Below are 16,057 nucleotides of genomic sequence, written 5' to 3'. Positions count from 1 at the left end.
GCTCACAAGTGCATGCGGCGGGCAATGGCTAATCCCGCTGCGGGCCGGGCGCTACATGCATCTCCATCACCACGAAGGAGATTGCAGATGGACCTCACCAGCTACCGCACACTTGGAAAATCCGGCCTGATCGTCAGCCCGCTGGCGCTCGGCACCATGACATTCGGGGCCGGCCGCTGGGGCGCCGGCGAGCAGACGGCGCGGGCGCTGTTCGACGCCTATGTCGATGCCGGCGGCAATTTTCTCGATACGGCCGATATCTATTCCGGTGGTGAAAGCGAAGCCATGCTGGGGCGTTTTCTCTCCGACAGCGGCCTGCGGGATCGTTTGGTCATTGCCACGAAATCCGGTTTTCCGCGCGGGCAGGGCACGCCGCTCTGGGGCGGCAATGGCGCCAAGAACATCCGGCTCGGCATCGAAGGCTCTCTGAAGCGGCTGCAGACGGATTATATCGACATGTATTGGGTGCATGTCTGGGACCGTACGACGCCGGCCGAAGAGGTGTTGCAGACGCTTGGCGATGCCGTGCGCGCCGGCAAGATCCTGCATTACGGCTTTTCCAATACGCCCGCCTGGTATGTAGCCAAGGTGGCGACGCTGGCCGAGGCACATGGCCTGCCAAAGCCGATCGGCCTGCAATATGCCTATTCGCTGATCGATCGTGGTGTGGAACTGGATCTTCTGCCGGCAGGTCACGAATTCGGTCTCGGCCTTGTGCCGTGGAGCCCGCTTGCCGCCGGCCTTTTGACCGGCAAATATGGTCGCGACAAGATCGCCGATGCGTCGGGTGCCGGTGCGCTGCCCAATAGTGGTTCGGAAGTCAGCGAAAACGGCAGCGATGGCCGGTTGAACGGCGACAACCCGTTCGGCGGCATGCTCTTTACGGAACGCAATTTCGATGTGGTCGATGTGTTGAAATCGGTGGCGTCCGAGATCGGCCGTTCGCCGGCAGAGGTGGCGCTGAACTGGGTGGCCAATCGCCCCGGCGTGTCATCTGTGCTGATCGGCGCCAGCCGGGCGGAACAGTTGTCGCAGAACATCGCCTCGCTGGATGTGCGGCTGAGCGATGAGCAATCGGCACGGCTGGAACAGGCAACGGCTTTGCCGCTGCTCAATCCCTATTTCATTTTTCAGATGCCGACCGATCGCCTTTTTGGCGGCCAGACGGTGGAGGCGTGGCCGCACCGCTGAGCCTGAATGCGCCGTCGCCTACCGTGCAAACCGGCGGGCGGCGGCAACACAGCCGATCACGCCGATCGTGGCGACCAGCATCAGCGGCGTGACGGTTTCGCCAAGCAGCGTGGCGGCAAGCGCCAGGCCGAAAAATGGCTGTAGCAGCTGCAACTGGCCAACCGAGGCGGTGCCGCCCTGTGCCAGCCCGCGATACCAGAAGATGAAGCCGATCAGCATGCTGAACAGCGACACATAAACGAGGCCTGCCCATGCCGGGGCGGGAATGTTTGTGAGGGTTTGCGGCCATGTGACCATCAGGCCGACAGCCATGACCGGCAGCGACAGGGTGAGTGCCCAGCAGATTACCTGCCAACCGCCCAGCCGTTTCGAGAGCCGCGCACCTTCGGCATAACCCAAGCCACAGACGATCACGGCCGCCAGCATCAGGCTGTCCCCCAGCGGCGAGGCCGTCAGGCCTTGAGCCACGGCAAATCCCGCCACCAGCAGGCTGCCCAAAGCCGAAAACACCCAGAAGACCGGTTTTGGCCGCTCGCCGCCGCGCATCACGCCAAAGATGGCGGTTGCAAGCGGCAAAAGGCCGATGAAGACGATCGAATGTGCCGAGGTAACGTGCTGCAGCGCAATCGCTGTCAGCAGCGGAAAACCGAGCACGACGCCGAGCGCGATCACGGCCAGCGAAATGAGATCCGCCACCGAAGGCCGCTTCTCCTTGAAGGCGAGCAGCAGGGCAAGGCTGAGCACACCGGCAATGGTGCCGCGTGCAAACGTCAGGAAAAACGGATCGAAACCGGTCACTGCCAACCGTGTCGCCGGCAGCGAGCCGCTGAAAATGATCACCCCGATCATGCCGTTCACAAGTCCGGCGACGCGATTATCGAGCGGGCGGTCGAGGGCGGTGTTTACCGGCTGGGTCATGATATTGTCCTGCTGTGTCGCTCTGTGTGCCGAAGCGCGCGTCTCCCCGATGCGGGGAACGGCGATCCTGCGGTCTGATCTATCGGCCAAATCGCTTGGCGTTGCCATCGACAGTCTGATACAGTTCGATCAAACTGTTATGGTGTATCGGGCAATACGGATGAATGAAATCGGCAGGATTTCAAGGCAGGCTGCAGGCTCTGATCCTTCCGGCGAGGGCACGACCCGCGTCGGCATGGTGATGGCCACGATCCGGCAGCGTATTGCCGCCCGCGCGCTCACTCCGGGTGCAAAACTGCCATCGGTGCGCGGCCTTTCCGCCAGTCTGAAAGTCTCCACATCGACGGTTGTCGATGCATATGAGCGGCTGGTGGCGGAAGGCGCGATCTTGTCGCGCCCCGGTTCCGGCTTTTATGTCGCGAGCCAGGCGGCGCCGTTTTCGCCGGCCGATGTCGGGCCAAAGCTCGATCGTGTGGTTGATCCCTTCTGGGTGTCGCGGCAATCGCTGGAGGCGGCGGAAGAGGCGCTGAAACCCGGTTGCGGCTGGCTGCCGCCGTCATGGCTGCCGGAGGAGGCTATTCGCAAGGCGCTGCGCGGCCTGTCGCGTTCGAACGGTTCGCTGCTGACGGACTATGGTTCGCCGCTCGGGCTGCCCGGCCTGCGGCAGCTGATTGCAAGGCGGCTGGCGGACCATGCGGTGGATGTGGCGCCGGATCAGATCATACTGACGGATTCCGGCACGCAGGCTATCGACCTGATCTGCCGCCTGCTGCTGGAACCGGGCGATACGGTTCTGGTCGATGATCCGTGTTATTTCAATTTCCACGCGCTTTTGCGCGCGCATCGGGTGAAAATCGTCGGTGTGCCTTATGGTGCCAATGGGCCGGATGTCGAAGCCTTTGCCGCAGTGCTGGCGGAGCACCGGCCAAAACTCTACATCACCAATTCCGGCATCCACAATCCGATCGGTGCCATCCTCTCGCCGGTTGTCGCGCACCGCGTGCTGAAACTTGCCGAACAGTTCGATCTCACCATCGTCGAGGATGATATCTTTGCCGATTTCGAGCATGTGCCGGCGCCGCGGCTGGCCGCCTTTGATGGACTGGACCGCGTCATCCAGATCGGCAGTTTTTCCAAGGCGCTGTCGGCCTCGATGCGCTGCGGTTTCATCGCCACACGGCGGGAATGGCTGGAAGGGCTGACCGACCTGAAGATCGCCACCAGTTTTGCAGGCGCGGCGCTCAATGCCGAGCTGGTGCGCGCAGTGCTGAGCGATGGCAGTTATCGCAAACATCTCGAAACGCTGCGCAGCCGTCTGGCGCGGGCGATGGTGGATGTGACCGCCCGTCTGAAGGCGATCGGTATCGAGCCGCTGCTGCAGCCGCAGGCCGGCATGTTTTTGTGGTGTCGGCTGCCCGGTGATGTCGATGCCGCCGACATCGCCCGGTTCGCACTTGAAAAAGGCGTGGTGCTGGCGCCCGGCAATGTGTTCAGCCTGTCGCAATCTGCGAAAAACAACATGCGCTTCAATGTTTCGCAGATGAGCGATCCGCGGGTTTTCGACGTGTTGATCGCCGCTCTGAAAACCTGAAACGCAAAAAGGCGTGGACATGCCACGCCTTCGAAATTTGCATCAACCGGCTATGCGATCAGACGAACTGGCTGAGGCCCGGCACCGATGCGATGACCTTGTCGACCACTTCGTCGCCGGCATGTTCGCGGGCAACCGCCATGGTTTCGCGTGCAAGCGCGGTGATCTCGCCCATGCCGAGGCCCTGTGACATCAGCTGCTGGCCGAGCGCCATCACGCCACCGCCGAAACTCGCCATCAGGCCACCCAGCAGCCCGCCGCCACCGGCGCCCTCGCCGTTGAACCTGGCAACCAGATCCGTCGCGCCGGGAATGGATTCGATCATCGTCGCCACGGCGCCATCATCGGCCTCGCGCTGCAAAAAACCAAGCATCATGCCGATCGCCTTTTCGGCGACATCAGGGGCAAGACCGACATTGTCGGCGATGCGGGATACGAGTTCGTTCATAAACACCTCCACAGGCTGAAAATTGACGTTTACGTTAAAGTCATTCGCGTCGACGGGCAACGGGGTGGGGACGGGAATGTGGAAAGATTTTTTGATCCCTCGACGCGTGATGTACCTCGGAAAAACGAGGCCCGCCATCTGCGCCAAAGGCAGACGCTGACAATGATCAATATCGCGCCTCTCCCGTGGACGATTAGCATGTCGATTTGGCAAAGACAGCGACAGCTTTGCGTATCAACCGTTTCGTGAACGGATGAATTGTCGCATCCTGTGGTGAGTGCAGCATCCATCCCGCCTGCTGTTGCGCCAATCGTGTGATCGAGCGGAAATCTCGTCAGTGATTGTCCAGCAATGCGCTGTACGACATGACCCGATAGTGCTCAACGAATTCCGGCCTATCGAGCAGGTAGCGGTCATCCTCCGGGTAATAGCGGGCGAGTTCGGGATTGTCGCCGGCAAATGCCCGAATGGCGTCCATGCTGCTCCACCAACTCAGGGCGGAAACCTCGCTTACGCCGTCGCCCAGCTCGCGAACGATAATCTGGTGGCCAAGATTGCCTTGGGTCTTGTGAAAATCATCTCCGCCGGTATCGGCGACATAGCGGACGTAATCCGCTTCATCGGCGGTTCTGATACGGGCCGTCCATTTTCGCAGAATAACAATCGGTGCCATGTGTAAGCTCCTGCGGAAGTTTTGAAGGATCTGCTTTCAACGATCATGGTACGCAAACGATATTTTGTCCAAACCTGGCCGTCGTCATCTGCTCTCTCACGAAGCCTCGCCAATCGTATCAGCCATATAGGCGCCACGCTCGCCCAGCGGCTGCTCCGGCCCGGTGGTCGAATCCCGTGCCGTCTGGTGCTCCAGTTCGGCATTGATCTCGGCGCCGATGACGATGATGATCGTCGAGATCCACGTCCACACCATGAAGCCGATCAGTGCGCCGAGCGCGCCATAGGTGGCGTTGTAGTTGGCGATATGGGAGAGATAGAAGGATACGCCGATCGATGCCGCCAGCCAGGCGAGGCTGGAAAACACCGCTCCCCATGTCAGCCACTGGATGCGTGCCGGCTCGCGGCTCGGGCCGTAACGGTAGAGAACCGCGATGCCGGTTGCCACGAACAGCATCATGATCGGCCAGCGCGAAAAGCGGATGATCATTTCTGCCCATTGGTCCAGCCACAGGAAGGACAGAAGTGCCGGCACAAGGCCCAATCCCGTCAGCACGACGATGGCGACCAGAATGGCACCGAGCGTGAACAGAAGAGAAATCAGGTTGAGTTTGAGGATATTGCGCTTCTCGTTTTCTCCGTAAGCAACGTTCATCGCTTCGAACATCGCCTTCATGCCGGCGTTCGCACTCCACAATGCCAGTGCCAGACCGCCGAACAGGCCGATATTCAGCGTCGTGCGGCCCTGTTGCGTAAGGCTGCGCAACTGGTCGAGAAACAGGTCGAGCGCATTGGGCGGCAGGATCATGCTGAGAAAGGTGATGCGGTCGGCAAGTTTTGTGGGGTCGGCGACAAAACCGTAGAGCGACACCATCGCCGTCATGGCCGGGAAAAGTGCGAGCAGCAGGTAATAGGTCACGCCGGCGGCAACCAGCAGCACGCGGTCGCTTTCGATTGAATGGAAGACGCGCCAGAACACATCCTTCAGTCCGCGGGCGGGGATGTCTGCCGGCGTTTCGGCTTCGCGGCCGCGGTCCTTGTCTATCGGAGATGTGTTGAGCGGCATGGCGTCTGCGGGCGGTGTGCTGATCTGCCCAAAAGTGTCTGCCGTCATCTTTTCAGTCTCCCGCCAGGCTGATGTTTCCGGCGAGCGGCTTCTCGTTGCCGAAAGAGCGGTCTCGTCCTATACAAGTATTTCATCGACAACGCAGAAAACGAGAAGCGGTTGCATGGTTGACGCGGGAAAGCTCTTGATCGGCGGAAGCCGAAAGCCGGACGATAGTTTCAAGGAAGCCGAATATCTCGAACTGAAGTTCGGTAATCGCCATGGTCTGATCACCGGCGCCACCGGCACCGGCAAGACGGTGACGCTGCAGGTGCTGGCGGAAGAGTTTTCCGCAGCCGGCGTTCCCGTGTTCTGCTCCGATATCAAGGGCGACCTTTCCGGTATCGCCTCCATGGGCGAGCCGAAAGATTTTCTGCTCAAGCGTGCCGAGCAGATCCAGTATGCGGATTATGATTTTACCAAGTTCCCGGTGATGTTCTGGGATCTTTATGGTGAAAAGGGCCACCGCGTGCGCGCCACCATCGCCGAGATGGGCCCGCTGCTGCTGGCCCGGCTTATGGATGCGTCGGACGCGCAGGAAGGCGTTCTCAACATCGCCTTCAAGATCGCCGACCAGGGCGGCCTGCCGCTGCTCGACCTGAAGGACCTGCAGGCGCTTTTGAACTATATGGGCGAACATGCCGGCGAGATTTCCTCGCAGTTCGGTTTCGTCTCGAAAGCCTCGGTTGGTTCGCTGCAGCGCGGCCTGCTGACGCTGGAACAGCAGGGCGCCATCCATTTCTTCGGCGAACCGGCGCTGCAGATCAGCGATATCATGCGCGTCGCCCCCGATGGCCGCGGCATGATCTCGGTTCTGGCTGCCGACAAGCTGATGATGAACCCCCGTCTTTACGCCACTTTTCTGCTCTGGATGCTTTCGGAACTTTTTGAAGAACTGCCGGAAGTCGGCGATCCGGAAAAGCCGAAACTGGTGTTCTTCTTCGATGAAGCGCATCTGCTATTCTCCGAAGCGCCAAAGGTGTTGCTGGAGCGCGTGGAGCAGGTGGTGCGCCTGATCCGTTCCAAGGGTGTCGGCATCTATTTCGTCACCCAGAACCCGCTCGACGTGCCGGAAACGGTGCTCGCCCAGCTCGGCAACCGCGTGCAGCACGCATTGCGCGCCTATACGCCGCGCGAACAGAAGGCGGTCAGAACCGCGGCCGATACGTTCCGCGCCAATCCCGAGTTCAAGACCGAAGAGGCGATCACCCAGCTCGGCACCGGCGAAGCGCTTGTCTCGACGCTGGAGGGCAAGGGCGCACCGTCGATGGTCGAGCGCACGCTCATCCGTCCGCCGTCTGCGCGCATCGGGCCGATCAGCGAGCCGGAACGCAGCCAGATCATGAACATGAGCCCTGTTGCAGGCGTCTATGATCGCGATCTCGACCGCGAGTCCGCCTTCGAAATCCTTGCTGCCCGCGCCAAAAAATCTGCGGATGCCGAGGCCGCCAAACGCGAGGCGGAAGCGCCACCGGCTGAGGACAATAACAGTGCTGCCGGCCGATGGAGCCTGCCGGGTTTTGGCGATGCGCAGGATGACGAACCGGCCGCGAAGCCGGCCGCAAAGGGCCGTTCCGGTTATCAGCGCGAAACGGTAATCGAGGCCGCCATGAAAAGTGCGGCACGCTCGGTCGCCTCGAGCGTCGCCAACCAGATCGGCCGGGCATTGGTGCGCGGTATCCTGGGTAGCCTCAAGCGATAGCGTAATGTCAAATTGCGGCCGGCGTGACGATCCTGCACCGGCCGCATCCATTTCCTATCAGCCGCATCTTTCGATTGCGCTTCCGATGCGCTGCTGCGTCCGGTGATTGATGAATTTGTCTTATACTGTCATAAACATCTGATAACGTTTCAAAACGTCGATTTTTCCTTTTCTGGAGACGTTGTTTTAACATCTTGCCTCTAGCGATTGTGTCTCAACCGCAGGGGAGCGAAGCGGCCTTGAAACGATCGCGCGTCATTCTTGAAGCCGTCATCCTGGCCTTTCTCGGCGCGTTGCTCCCGTTGTTCCTGACGATCTATGGCGCATGGTCCCTTTCGCTTCGAATGGAAGAGGACCGGCTGATGGACATCGCGTCTCAAGCCACGACACGGGCAGAACGGTCTTTCCTGGATGCCGCCGCGACATTGAAAACGCTTGGCGGGCGCCGTTTCATATCCTGCACGGACGCCCATATCGGTGAAATGCGTCGTCTGGTCGTCAATTCCCGCACGGTCGAGGAAATAGGCTATATCGAGGATGGCATGCTCAAATGCACATCCTGGGGGCCTGAAAACCGGCTGATCAAGGAACTGGCACCCGATTTCGTCGTCGGCAAGGATATCAAGGCCTGGGTTGACGTCATTCCAATGGTCACCGGTGCTAATCCGATGAGCGTGGTGCAGGTTGGACCTTACAACGCTTTGGTCGATCCGGCTCGCCTTGTCGAAGGGTTGGCCGATCAGGATGCTTCTGTTGTCGTCACCGCTCCGAACGGCGTGATCAGTGCGACGCTGAACACGCCCGATACGGATTTTACCGACAAGCTTGGCCGTGAAACCACCAAGGGCACGGTCGACGGCAATATATATGCCGTGAACAGCAAGGGCGGTTGGACAGCCATCGCCATCAGCTCCACCAACGGCCTTTTCGGACTGTTCAGCAACGAACACTGGTTCTTCGTCGCATTCGGCACATTCGCGACCATCGTCATTATCGGCCTTGTCATTCGCATGTCGCGCAAACGCCTGTCGCCATTGGGTGAGCTGTCGATTGCGGTTCGCAAGCGCGAGTTCGTCGTGCATTACCAGCCAATCATCGCGCTTTCATCGGGCGTGTGTATCGGCGCCGAAGCGCTGGTGCGGTGGCAGAGGCCGGATGGCAGTCTTGTCAGGCCCGATCTGTTCATCCCTCTGGCAGAACAGAGCGGCCTTATCCGGCCGATCACCGATCAGGTCATCGAGGCCATTGGCCGCGATATCGGCCCGCTGCTCAAGCAGCATCGTTCCCTGCATGTGGCCATCAATTTCTGTGCGGATGATTTCAAGACGGGGCGTGTGCTGGAAACCGTCGGCCAGCGTCTTGGCAATAGCGGTATCGCCAACGATCAGATCTGGCTGGAGGCGACAGAACGCGGCCTGATGGATATCGACGAGGCGCGCAAGACGATCGCCGAAGCGCGGATGCGTGGCTATGCCGTCGCCATCGACGATTTCGGTACGGGTTATTCCAGCCTGCAATATCTGCAGAGCCTGCCGCTCGACGCGCTGAAGATCGACAAATCGTTTGTCGATGCGATCAACCGCCAGACCGCCACCAGCGCGGTTATTGCCCACATCATCGAAATGGCCAAGTCGCTCAAGCTGTCGATCATCGCCGAAGGTGTGGAGACACGGGAGCAGGCGGAGTATCTGCTCGATCACGGTGTCGAGTTTTGTCAGGGCTGGTTCTACGCCAAGGCCCTGCCAGCGGCGGAATTCATCGACTATGTCGAAACCAGCCTGAAGCGCCAGGATAGCGGTGTCGTCATGCTGAGCCGCACCAAAAGCACGAATTCCAGCGAAGCCAGCCTGTCATCACGACCATAAAGGCCGCAGCTCCAGCTCTGCGCCAAGCAAGCCGACATACAAGAAAGCTGCCTCGAAAGCTTGTCAGGCTAATCGGATGAAGATAGTTGCGAAAATCGCAATAATATCGAAATATTTGGCGCAATTGTGCCGATGAAGCTTGGCGGCGATATTGCGGACTTACCGGGAGGCTCCTTTCGTCAGGAGCATTATCCACTGGTTGAATGCCGCAATTGAAAACGAGACCATCATGCTTTTGACCCACGAACTTGTTGCCCAGACCATCCGAACCGTTCGTGATGACGGCCCTGAACCCGGTTGGACGCCACTGTCAGATGGGGAGCTCGATGATCTGGTTGCGCGCATCGAACGCGAGGCGGGCGATCAGCCGATTGCCGTATTCGCCTATGGTTCGCTGATCTGGAACCCGGAGTTTCAGCCAGTCAGCCGCGAACGCGCCACCGCGTTCGGCTGGCACCGATCGTTCTCGCTGCGGATCGAGCGGTGGCGGGCAACCAGCGATCAGCCCGGTCTGATGATGGCGCTTGAACGCGGCGGCCAATGCGATGGTGTCCTCTTCGGACTGTCTCGCGAGGAGGGGAACCGTGATCTTCGTGCACTGATCGCACGCGAGATCCGTTATCGGGAGGTCACCGGCATGATGCGGTGGGTTTCTGTCAGGACAGCGCAAGGCGAGCGCAAAGCGCTAATATTCTGGGCAAGTACAAAGCGGGAAGGACTGACCAAGACACTGCCATTGCAGGAGGCGGCATACCTTCTCGCGCGTGCTTGTGGCGAGGGTGGATCCTGCGCGGAATATCTCCTGAACACGATCACCGATCTTCGTGCAGAAGGCATTCACGATCGCAATCTCTGGCGTCTTCAGGCCCTTGTCGCACAGGAGATCCTTGACTTCGAAACGGCCTCGTTCAATGCCGCGCCTGTAGCATAATCGACGTGGCCGCCAGCGTTCTTGGCAGGTCAGAACATCGTGTTCGAGTTTGGTCACGCCTCATCGTTCAATCCAGCATCGTCATGTGCGAGGCCACCTGTTCCTCGAAGAACTTGGAGAAGGACGCGATGCGCGGAGGCAGAGCCTGATACGGCGGGTAGTATAGTGTGAGCCATAACTCTGGCGGTGCCCAGCCCTGAAGGACATGAACCAGGCGGCCGGTCCGCAAATGTTCCGATATGTGGAACCCAGGCAGCATGGCGACGCCGGCACCGTCCGCGGCCATGTCGGCAAGAACCTCCCCGCTATTGGCGCTGAACGCGCGACCCGCTGAGATCGTCATGCTGGACCCGCCATCCGACAGAACCCAGTTCTCACGTCGGCTCTCGCCGCTATAGGCAAGGCAATCGTCGGGCGTCAGCTCGTTCGGGTGCTGCATGTCGACGTAGCGGCTCCCCGGAGCTGCAACCAGAATGCGTGGCACGACGCGGATCTTGCGCCAGATCGTGAATTTGTCCGATGGCTGAGACGAAATGCGGATCGCCAGATCATAGTCGTCGTCAACGATGTCCACCAATCCATCCGATAGCGATATTTCGAAGCTCATCTTCGGATAGAGCTGGCGAAAGCCGGAGAGGATAGGAGGCAGAACCGCCTTACCGAACCAGGTCGGCGCGCTGATCCTGAGCCGCCCCTGGTCGGCCTTGTTTGCGTTTCGCACGTCCTTGCGCGCTTTTTCCAACGCCTCGATTGCGCCTTGAACCTGCGCGGCAAACACCGCCCCATCCGTTGTCAGCGACACCTGACGGGTCGTCCGGACGAACAGCTGCACGCCAAGATCATCCTCGAGCGCCGCGATCGCTCGCGTCACTGCGGCCGGCGTCATGTCGAGTTCGCGGGCAACCTGGGCAAAGTTGCGTTTTTCGGCGGCAAGCAGGAAGGTTTTGAGAGCTTTATAGTCGTTCATCGCTATTGTTTCAAAAAGTGCAATTCATTCGAGAGAAATATTGCAATTCAGCGCGGCGGGCAATGGGTCTAAATCTCATTCCAACAACACGGACACCGCCAACGCAGAAAGGCAACGGCCATGATCAAGGATATCAAGGGACTGCATCACATTACGTCGATGGCATCCGATGCTCGCCAGAACAACCGGTTCTTTACCGACACGCTCGGCCTTCGCCGCGTGAAAAAGACCGTCAACTTCGACGACCCGAGTGTCTACCATCTCTATTATGGTGACGAGAACGGCACGCCGGGCACCGTCATGACCTATTTTCCGTTCCCCAACATGATGCTCGGCCGCCCCGGCGTCGGTGAGGTTGGCGAAACGCAGTTCGCAATTCCCAAGGGAGCTCTGGCCTTCTGGAAGGAGCGCTTTGCAGCCCAGGGTGTGGCCGGCGTAGAGACGGACACGGCGTTCGGCGTAGACCGGCTGCGCTTTATCGGCCCCGATGGCGATGGTTTTGCGCTGGTCGAAACGGCTGATGACAAGCGCGCTGCCTGGGTCAGCGAGGGCGTCGCCGACGATGTCGCAATCCGCGGATTTGCAGGCGCGCGTTTTAATCTCCATGACACGGCGGCAACCGAAGAGCTTCTGCGTTTCATGGGGTATGAGCGCAGTGAGGCGGAGGGCGATGTGACGCGATTTATCATTCCTGGCGGCAATGGCGCCGATACGATCGATCTCGCCGCCCTGCCGAAGACGCCGTTTGCCCGCCAAGGTGCTGGTTCCGTCCACCATATCGCCTTTGCTGTCGACAATCGCGAGAAGCAGCTCGAAGTGCGCAAGGCGCTGATGGATACCGGATATCAGGTCACGCCGGTCATCGACCGAGACTATTTCTGGGCGATCTATTTCCGCACGCCGGGCGGTATTTTGTTCGAAATCGCAACCAACGAACCGGGCTTCGATCGCGACGAGGACACGGCACATCTCGGAGAAGCACTCAAGCTGCCGAGCCGCTATGAGAATTTCCGCGAGGAAATCGAGGCAAATCTGGAGCCGATCGCCGCCTGATTTGAGGATGAAATCGATCCGCAGCGCCGCAGATTCCTTGCGGCGCTGTCAATGCTTGGTGTGCGAGACACCGTAACCCAGGCTCTTGGCGATATCATAAGCCTCTTCTCAGTTGGGGAATGTCAGAATTTGGCCAAAGCGGCAGGATGTGAGGCGGAATGGGTGCGACGTACTGCTAGCTTTAATGTGATCCGATGTTGATGTGCCGTGCGGGCTGAAACCTTATTCTCGTCCGTTTCGTCTCTCAAATGTGGCGCAGTGAAAGTTGTCGCGCTCCAGGAGAGGCAAATGCTCGTATTACGTCGAGTGCTCGATCAGTTTTGTGAAAAGAACAAGGTATCGCTGGATGATCCTTTGGCGATTGCGGCTGCGCAGGAACTGGTGCGGATGTGGCAGATGGGTGACCCAACCGAAGCGGAGCTGGCGTCCGATCTCACACATCTGACGGATGCCCATCACGGCGCGGCGATCTCGCAGCCGCAGGCGATGGGCCTGTAACGGCGGCGGTAACAATTCTTGGGCTTTATTCGGAAATGTGGAAAGGCATTTTCAGTTCATGCGGCCAGTTTCGCGAACTGTGCGAGGCTTAAATAATCGAACGTCGAATGCCGCTGTATGGCATTGCAAAAACCATCGATGTATCGGGCAATGGTGGCGGTTCAGTCATCGTGTCAATGTCGACAGCGCGATCCCCAGATCATCCACGATCTCGCGTCGCGTGCGCCCACCCGTTTCCGCAGGCCGGGCGGCCTCTCGCTCAAATTCCTTTTGATTAAAACGGATACTCGAGGTGCGCGTGGTGAAATCGCATGCGACAACGAGGCGGTGTCTATATCTACGGCAGAGCCGTGCTGATCTCCGCGGGCGTTCTAATTGCCATCGGCGTGCGCAACCCCGTGCCGATCAGGCCATCACTCGAAAAAATCCGTTCTCATAGCTCTCTGTTTCGGAGAGCCGGCCGGGAGCCAGCGCGGTTAGGCGCCGGCTCCCAAGTCTTTTAGAATTGACGACCAAGCTTCGCGTCGATCGACTGGCTGTTGGCACCTCGAACAGCAAAAAAGATCGTCATTGCAACCCAGAGAATCGATTTCTCCGCGCCGCTATAACCCTGACCCATATGGACCCAGTGGGCATAAACCGTGACGAGCAGGATGACAGTCGCCGCGACAGCGGCAGGTCTGGTCAGAAAGCCAACGGCGATAAGAATCCCGGCGAAGAATTCCGTGAAGGAAAGGAGCGGCGACCAAAAGGCGCCCGGATAGAAGCCAAGTCCTTCGACCAGGCCCACGGCCTTGTAGGGATCCATTATCTTCGGAAAACCGTGAACGGAAAAGATCACGCCGCACAGAACCCGCATGAGGGTTTCGGCATGGTTGTGCAGGGCGAGGTAGACCGGGCGCAGGAAGGGAATACGCTCGGGAACGCGTGAATTCGTAATAGACATTGTCAATCTCTCATATCACCGTCGATCTTCACGACGGTTCCAAACCATCGCGATCGCGGTTCTGCTGATTTTCAGGATGAATAACCCAGAGGGTGTCAGCTTTGAGAGGATTTGGGAGGGCGCTCGATGCCGCCTGACACCGCACCCATGAGATCGGTTGCGGGTTCATGATGATAGCTCATGACAGTGACGTTCTCGGCGCGTTCAGGCATGGCTTTGGCAAGTATCGCCTTCGCTGGGCACGGGCGCTCCGAAGAGGACGAAGGTTCTGTTGCCGACCCAGCATCGACCGGGCATGACTGGAGATAGGTTTTGGACGGGCAGGCAAAATCGCTCGGCATCTGCGCACTTGTGGAAAGTGCCATGCCGATGAACAAGATAAAGGCAATGCAAAGCCGACCGATAATCATCCACCTCTCCGTAAAATCGCCGGTGGCGATTGTCAATTTGGAGGTCTACACAATCGCGTCACAGGCAGTTCCGGTCGATGGGAAACGCATCTCTCAGTTGGTTGGCCTTGTTCTGTTAAGCGCGACGACCATCATGGCCGTCGCGTTTTCGAAAAAGCGCCTTATTGCCCGACGATCCGGTTCCACTGGTCTGTCCGCTTGTCGCTCAATTCGCTGATTTGTGCGTAGGGCGGCACAAGGGCTTCGCTGAGCGGCGTGATCCTTTTTTCGACGCCGTCGCGGTACTTGACGTTCACATTCGCCATAGCGTTCTGGAGATCCGATCCCCAGCAGCTTTGTGGCCCCGGCTGTAGCGCCATGTCGATGAGATCCCAGGCGAGGTCGGGAGTTTCTCTTGCCTTCTGGATGCCGACGGTTTGCGACATATTGAGAAAGGCTTCCACGACGGGAACGTTTGGGGGCTTTTCCTTTTGGACAGTTCGTCGTCCACAGCGTGATGGCTCCGCCCCTTGATGACGATCGCATCAATTGCTAATTTACGGAAAATACCCTCGTGTCTCGTGGAGGAGGACCCGATGCACGTTTCTCGCAGGCAGGGCAAGGTGTGCCTATGACGCTACCGCCGATGGCGCATGCCGATCATGTCTATTCGAGTGCCGCCGGCAATGCCGCTGCGGCAAGTTCCCCCGTGGTCGCTTCCTGGCGGCGTTGCATGGTCATGCACCATCTGGCGCCGGAGGATAACCGCAGGCCGAACCGGTTGACCGAGGCACAGTTCCTGCAGGCGCGACAGGCCTCGGAGCGATTGATTGCCGAGGCGAGCGACGAGCTGGACCGGCTGTTTTCCACCGTCGGTCGGTCGGGCTGCTGCCTTCTCCTCACCGACAAAAACGGTGTAGCGCTGGAGCGTCGTGGCGCTGCCGGCGACGACAAGGCGTTTCACGATCTCGGTCTTTGGACGTCATCGGTGTGGACCGAAGCCAGCATCGGCACCAACGGCATCGGCACTGCCCTGGCCGACGAACGCGCCGTTTCGATTTTTCGTGATCAGCATTTCTTCTCGTCCAATATCCGGCTGTCCTGCACCACGGCACCGATCCGCGATCATCGTGGTGAGCTGGCGGCGGCGCTCGACATTTCCACCTGCCGGGAAGATGTCAACGAAACCGTGTTGTCTATCATTTCGCAAACGGTGCGCGACGCCGCTTTGCGTATCGAGCTGAACCTTTTCCGTTCGGCTTTTCCCGGTGCGCGTTTCCTGATGGTCCCACAGGCGGCCCATAGTGCCGCTGCCCTGATTGCCGTCGATCGCAACGACATGGTGATCGGCGCCACGCGTGCTGCACGGCTTGCCCTGAAGCTCGACGATGTCAGGATTGCAGCCGGCATTCCGGCGGCAGACGCGCTCGATGAAGTCTCCTGCGATGCAGCCCGCGATCTCGTCGAGGCCGAACGTGCCGCTTTGACGCGTGCATTGTCGCGCGCCAACGGCAATGTCTCGCAGGCGGCGATCACGCTCGGCATGAGCCGCGCCACCCTTCACCGCAAGATGAAGCGGTTCGGCCTGCATTGATCTGACCCGGTATTGCCGCATCGCGGCATGGTTTGTGCCCGGCAACTGTCGCAGGCTTGCGACAGTGTGCGCCGCCATATCGTCATGGCCGGCTTTCCGTCCGTCCTGACAAAACGCAGATTTCCTCTCAAGCGCGGTCTTAACCGACCGGTCGCGATCATGAAGCTGGATATCAGGGAGGATAATT

16 protein-coding genes are annotated in these 16,057 nt (G+C 59.4%); 8 read left to right on the top strand and 8 right to left on the bottom strand.

All coding sequences use genetic code 11. From position 1 onward, the window contains the following. Window positions 1-87: 87 nt before the first annotated feature. Window positions 88-1,191: an aldo/keto reductase gene (locus EDF70_RS15430; RefSeq protein WP_132275072.1), complete on the top strand. Its 1,104-nt coding sequence runs from the start codon at window positions 88-90 to the stop codon at window positions 1,189-1,191. An 18-nt stretch (window positions 1,192-1,209) separates the two neighbouring features. On the opposite strand, the gene EDF70_RS15425 is transcribed toward EDF70_RS15430, so the two are convergent. Then, window positions 1,210-2,109 carry a DMT family transporter gene (locus EDF70_RS15425; RefSeq protein WP_132275069.1) on the bottom strand — a complete coding sequence of 300 codons (900 nt, stop codon included), beginning with the start codon at window positions 2,107-2,109 and terminating at the stop codon, window positions 1,210-1,212. A gap of 160 nt (window positions 2,110-2,269) precedes the next feature. Here EDF70_RS15425 and EDF70_RS15420 point away from each other — a divergent pair, with 160 nt between their 5' ends. Beyond that, entirely contained in the window at window positions 2,270-3,700 is a 1,431-nt protein-coding gene (locus tag EDF70_RS15420; protein WP_132275067.1) for a PLP-dependent aminotransferase family protein, read from the top strand. Between the two features lie 58 nt (window positions 3,701-3,758). On the opposite strand, the gene EDF70_RS15415 is transcribed toward EDF70_RS15420, so the two are convergent. The 3 genes from EDF70_RS15415 to EDF70_RS15405 form a co-directional block, all read right to left on the bottom strand. Further along, window positions 3,759-4,148 (bottom strand): hypothetical protein, encoded by a 390-nt coding sequence (locus tag EDF70_RS15415; RefSeq protein ID WP_132275064.1) that lies wholly within the window; start codon window positions 4,146-4,148, stop codon window positions 3,759-3,761. Window positions 4,149-4,482: 334 nt separating this feature from the next. Further along, complete coding sequence (locus EDF70_RS15410) at window positions 4,483-4,821, bottom strand: hypothetical protein (RefSeq protein WP_207908261.1); 339 nt, start codon at window positions 4,819-4,821, stop codon at window positions 4,483-4,485. A 96-nt stretch (window positions 4,822-4,917) separates the two neighbouring features. After that, the gene (locus EDF70_RS15405; RefSeq protein WP_245519181.1) at window positions 4,918-5,934 is read right to left on the bottom strand and encodes a YihY/virulence factor BrkB family protein; all 1,017 of its coding nucleotides are present in this window, start codon (window positions 5,932-5,934) and stop codon (window positions 4,918-4,920) included. 115 nt (window positions 5,935-6,049) lie between these two features. On the opposite strand from EDF70_RS15405, the gene EDF70_RS15400 reads away from it, so the two are divergent. From EDF70_RS15400 to EDF70_RS15390, 3 genes are all read left to right on the top strand, one after another. Continuing rightward, window positions 6,050-7,627 (top strand): helicase HerA-like C-terminal domain-containing protein, encoded by a 1,578-nt coding sequence (locus EDF70_RS15400; protein ID WP_132275061.1) that lies wholly within the window; start codon window positions 6,050-6,052, stop codon window positions 7,625-7,627. A 239-nt stretch (window positions 7,628-7,866) separates the two neighbouring features. After that, window positions 7,867-9,492 carry an EAL domain-containing protein gene (locus EDF70_RS15395; RefSeq protein WP_132275059.1) on the top strand — a complete coding sequence of 542 codons (1,626 nt, stop codon included), beginning with the start codon at window positions 7,867-7,869 and terminating at the stop codon, window positions 9,490-9,492. A 229-nt stretch (window positions 9,493-9,721) separates the two neighbouring features. Then, window positions 9,722-10,423, top strand: coding sequence for a gamma-glutamylcyclotransferase (locus EDF70_RS15390; RefSeq protein ID WP_132275881.1), 702 nt, complete (start codon window positions 9,722-9,724; stop codon window positions 10,421-10,423). Between the two features lie 67 nt (window positions 10,424-10,490). Here EDF70_RS15390 and EDF70_RS15385 read toward each other — a convergent pair whose 3' ends face one another. After that, window positions 10,491-11,390, bottom strand: a complete 900-nt coding sequence (locus tag EDF70_RS15385) for a LysR family transcriptional regulator (RefSeq protein ID WP_132275055.1) — start codon at window positions 11,388-11,390, stop codon at window positions 10,491-10,493. A gap of 120 nt (window positions 11,391-11,510) precedes the next feature. On the opposite strand from EDF70_RS15385, the gene EDF70_RS15380 reads away from it, so the two are divergent. Continuing rightward, a complete protein-coding gene (locus EDF70_RS15380; RefSeq protein WP_132275051.1) occupies window positions 11,511-12,443 on the top strand; it encodes a VOC family protein in 933 nt (310 codons plus the stop codon). A gap of 288 nt (window positions 12,444-12,731) precedes the next feature. After that, entirely contained in the window at window positions 12,732-12,941 is a 210-nt protein-coding gene (locus EDF70_RS15375; RefSeq protein WP_132275048.1) for a hypothetical protein, read from the top strand. Between the two features lie 499 nt (window positions 12,942-13,440). On the opposite strand, the gene EDF70_RS15370 is transcribed toward EDF70_RS15375, so the two are convergent. The 3 genes from EDF70_RS15370 to EDF70_RS15360 form a co-directional block, all read right to left on the bottom strand. Continuing rightward, on the bottom strand, window positions 13,441-13,887 hold the full coding sequence (locus EDF70_RS15370; protein ID WP_132275046.1) for a DoxX family protein: 447 nt from the start codon (window positions 13,885-13,887) through the stop codon (window positions 13,441-13,443). Window positions 13,888-13,982: 95 nt separating this feature from the next. After that, complete coding sequence (locus tag EDF70_RS15365; protein ID WP_132275043.1) at window positions 13,983-14,297, bottom strand: hypothetical protein; 315 nt, start codon at window positions 14,295-14,297, stop codon at window positions 13,983-13,985. 161 nt (window positions 14,298-14,458) lie between these two features. Continuing rightward, on the bottom strand, window positions 14,459-14,740 hold the full coding sequence (locus tag EDF70_RS15360) for a hypothetical protein (RefSeq protein ID WP_132275040.1): 282 nt from the start codon (window positions 14,738-14,740) through the stop codon (window positions 14,459-14,461). 167 nt (window positions 14,741-14,907) lie between these two features. Here EDF70_RS15360 and EDF70_RS15355 point away from each other — a divergent pair, with 167 nt between their 5' ends. Continuing rightward, window positions 14,908-15,870: a helix-turn-helix domain-containing protein gene (locus EDF70_RS15355; protein WP_245519180.1), complete on the top strand. Its 963-nt coding sequence runs from the start codon at window positions 14,908-14,910 to the stop codon at window positions 15,868-15,870. Window positions 15,871-16,057: the final 187 nt, after the last annotated feature.

Source organism: Neorhizobium sp. JUb45 (assembly GCF_004343585.1).
Lineage (GTDB): Bacteria > Pseudomonadota > Alphaproteobacteria > Rhizobiales > Rhizobiaceae > Neorhizobium.
This window is presented reverse-complemented; position numbering and strand designations above follow the sequence as displayed.

Excerpts from the sequence above, each read along its gene's own strand:
- EDF70_RS15430 (WP_132275072.1), top strand. The coding sequence starts at position 88 with ATGGACCTCACCAGCTACCGCACACTTGGAAAATCCGGCCTGATCGTC.
- EDF70_RS15425 (WP_132275069.1), bottom strand. The coding sequence starts at position 2,109 with ATGACCCAGCCGGTAAACACCGCCCTCGACCGCCCGCTCGATAATCGC.
- EDF70_RS15420 (WP_132275067.1), top strand. The coding sequence starts at position 2,270 with ATGAATGAAATCGGCAGGATTTCAAGGCAGGCTGCAGGCTCTGATCCT.
- EDF70_RS15415 (WP_132275064.1), bottom strand. The coding sequence starts at position 4,148 with ATGAACGAACTCGTATCCCGCATCGCCGACAATGTCGGTCTTGCCCCT.
- EDF70_RS15410 (WP_207908261.1), bottom strand. The coding sequence starts at position 4,821 with ATGGCACCGATTGTTATTCTGCGAAAATGGACGGCCCGTATCAGAACC.
- EDF70_RS15405 (WP_245519181.1), bottom strand. The coding sequence starts at position 5,934 with ATGACGGCAGACACTTTTGGGCAGATCAGCACACCGCCCGCAGACGCC.
- EDF70_RS15400 (WP_132275061.1), top strand. The coding sequence starts at position 6,050 with ATGGTTGACGCGGGAAAGCTCTTGATCGGCGGAAGCCGAAAGCCGGAC.
- EDF70_RS15390 (WP_132275881.1), top strand. The coding sequence starts at position 9,722 with ATGCTTTTGACCCACGAACTTGTTGCCCAGACCATCCGAACCGTTCGT.
- EDF70_RS15385 (WP_132275055.1), bottom strand. The coding sequence starts at position 11,390 with ATGAACGACTATAAAGCTCTCAAAACCTTCCTGCTTGCCGCCGAAAAA.
- EDF70_RS15380 (WP_132275051.1), top strand. The coding sequence starts at position 11,511 with ATGATCAAGGATATCAAGGGACTGCATCACATTACGTCGATGGCATCC.
- EDF70_RS15375 (WP_132275048.1), top strand. The coding sequence starts at position 12,732 with ATGCTCGTATTACGTCGAGTGCTCGATCAGTTTTGTGAAAAGAACAAG.
- EDF70_RS15370 (WP_132275046.1), bottom strand. The coding sequence starts at position 13,887 with ATGTCTATTACGAATTCACGCGTTCCCGAGCGTATTCCCTTCCTGCGC.
- EDF70_RS15365 (WP_132275043.1), bottom strand. The coding sequence starts at position 14,297 with ATGATTATCGGTCGGCTTTGCATTGCCTTTATCTTGTTCATCGGCATG.
- EDF70_RS15355 (WP_245519180.1), top strand. The coding sequence starts at position 14,908 with ATGACGCTACCGCCGATGGCGCATGCCGATCATGTCTATTCGAGTGCC.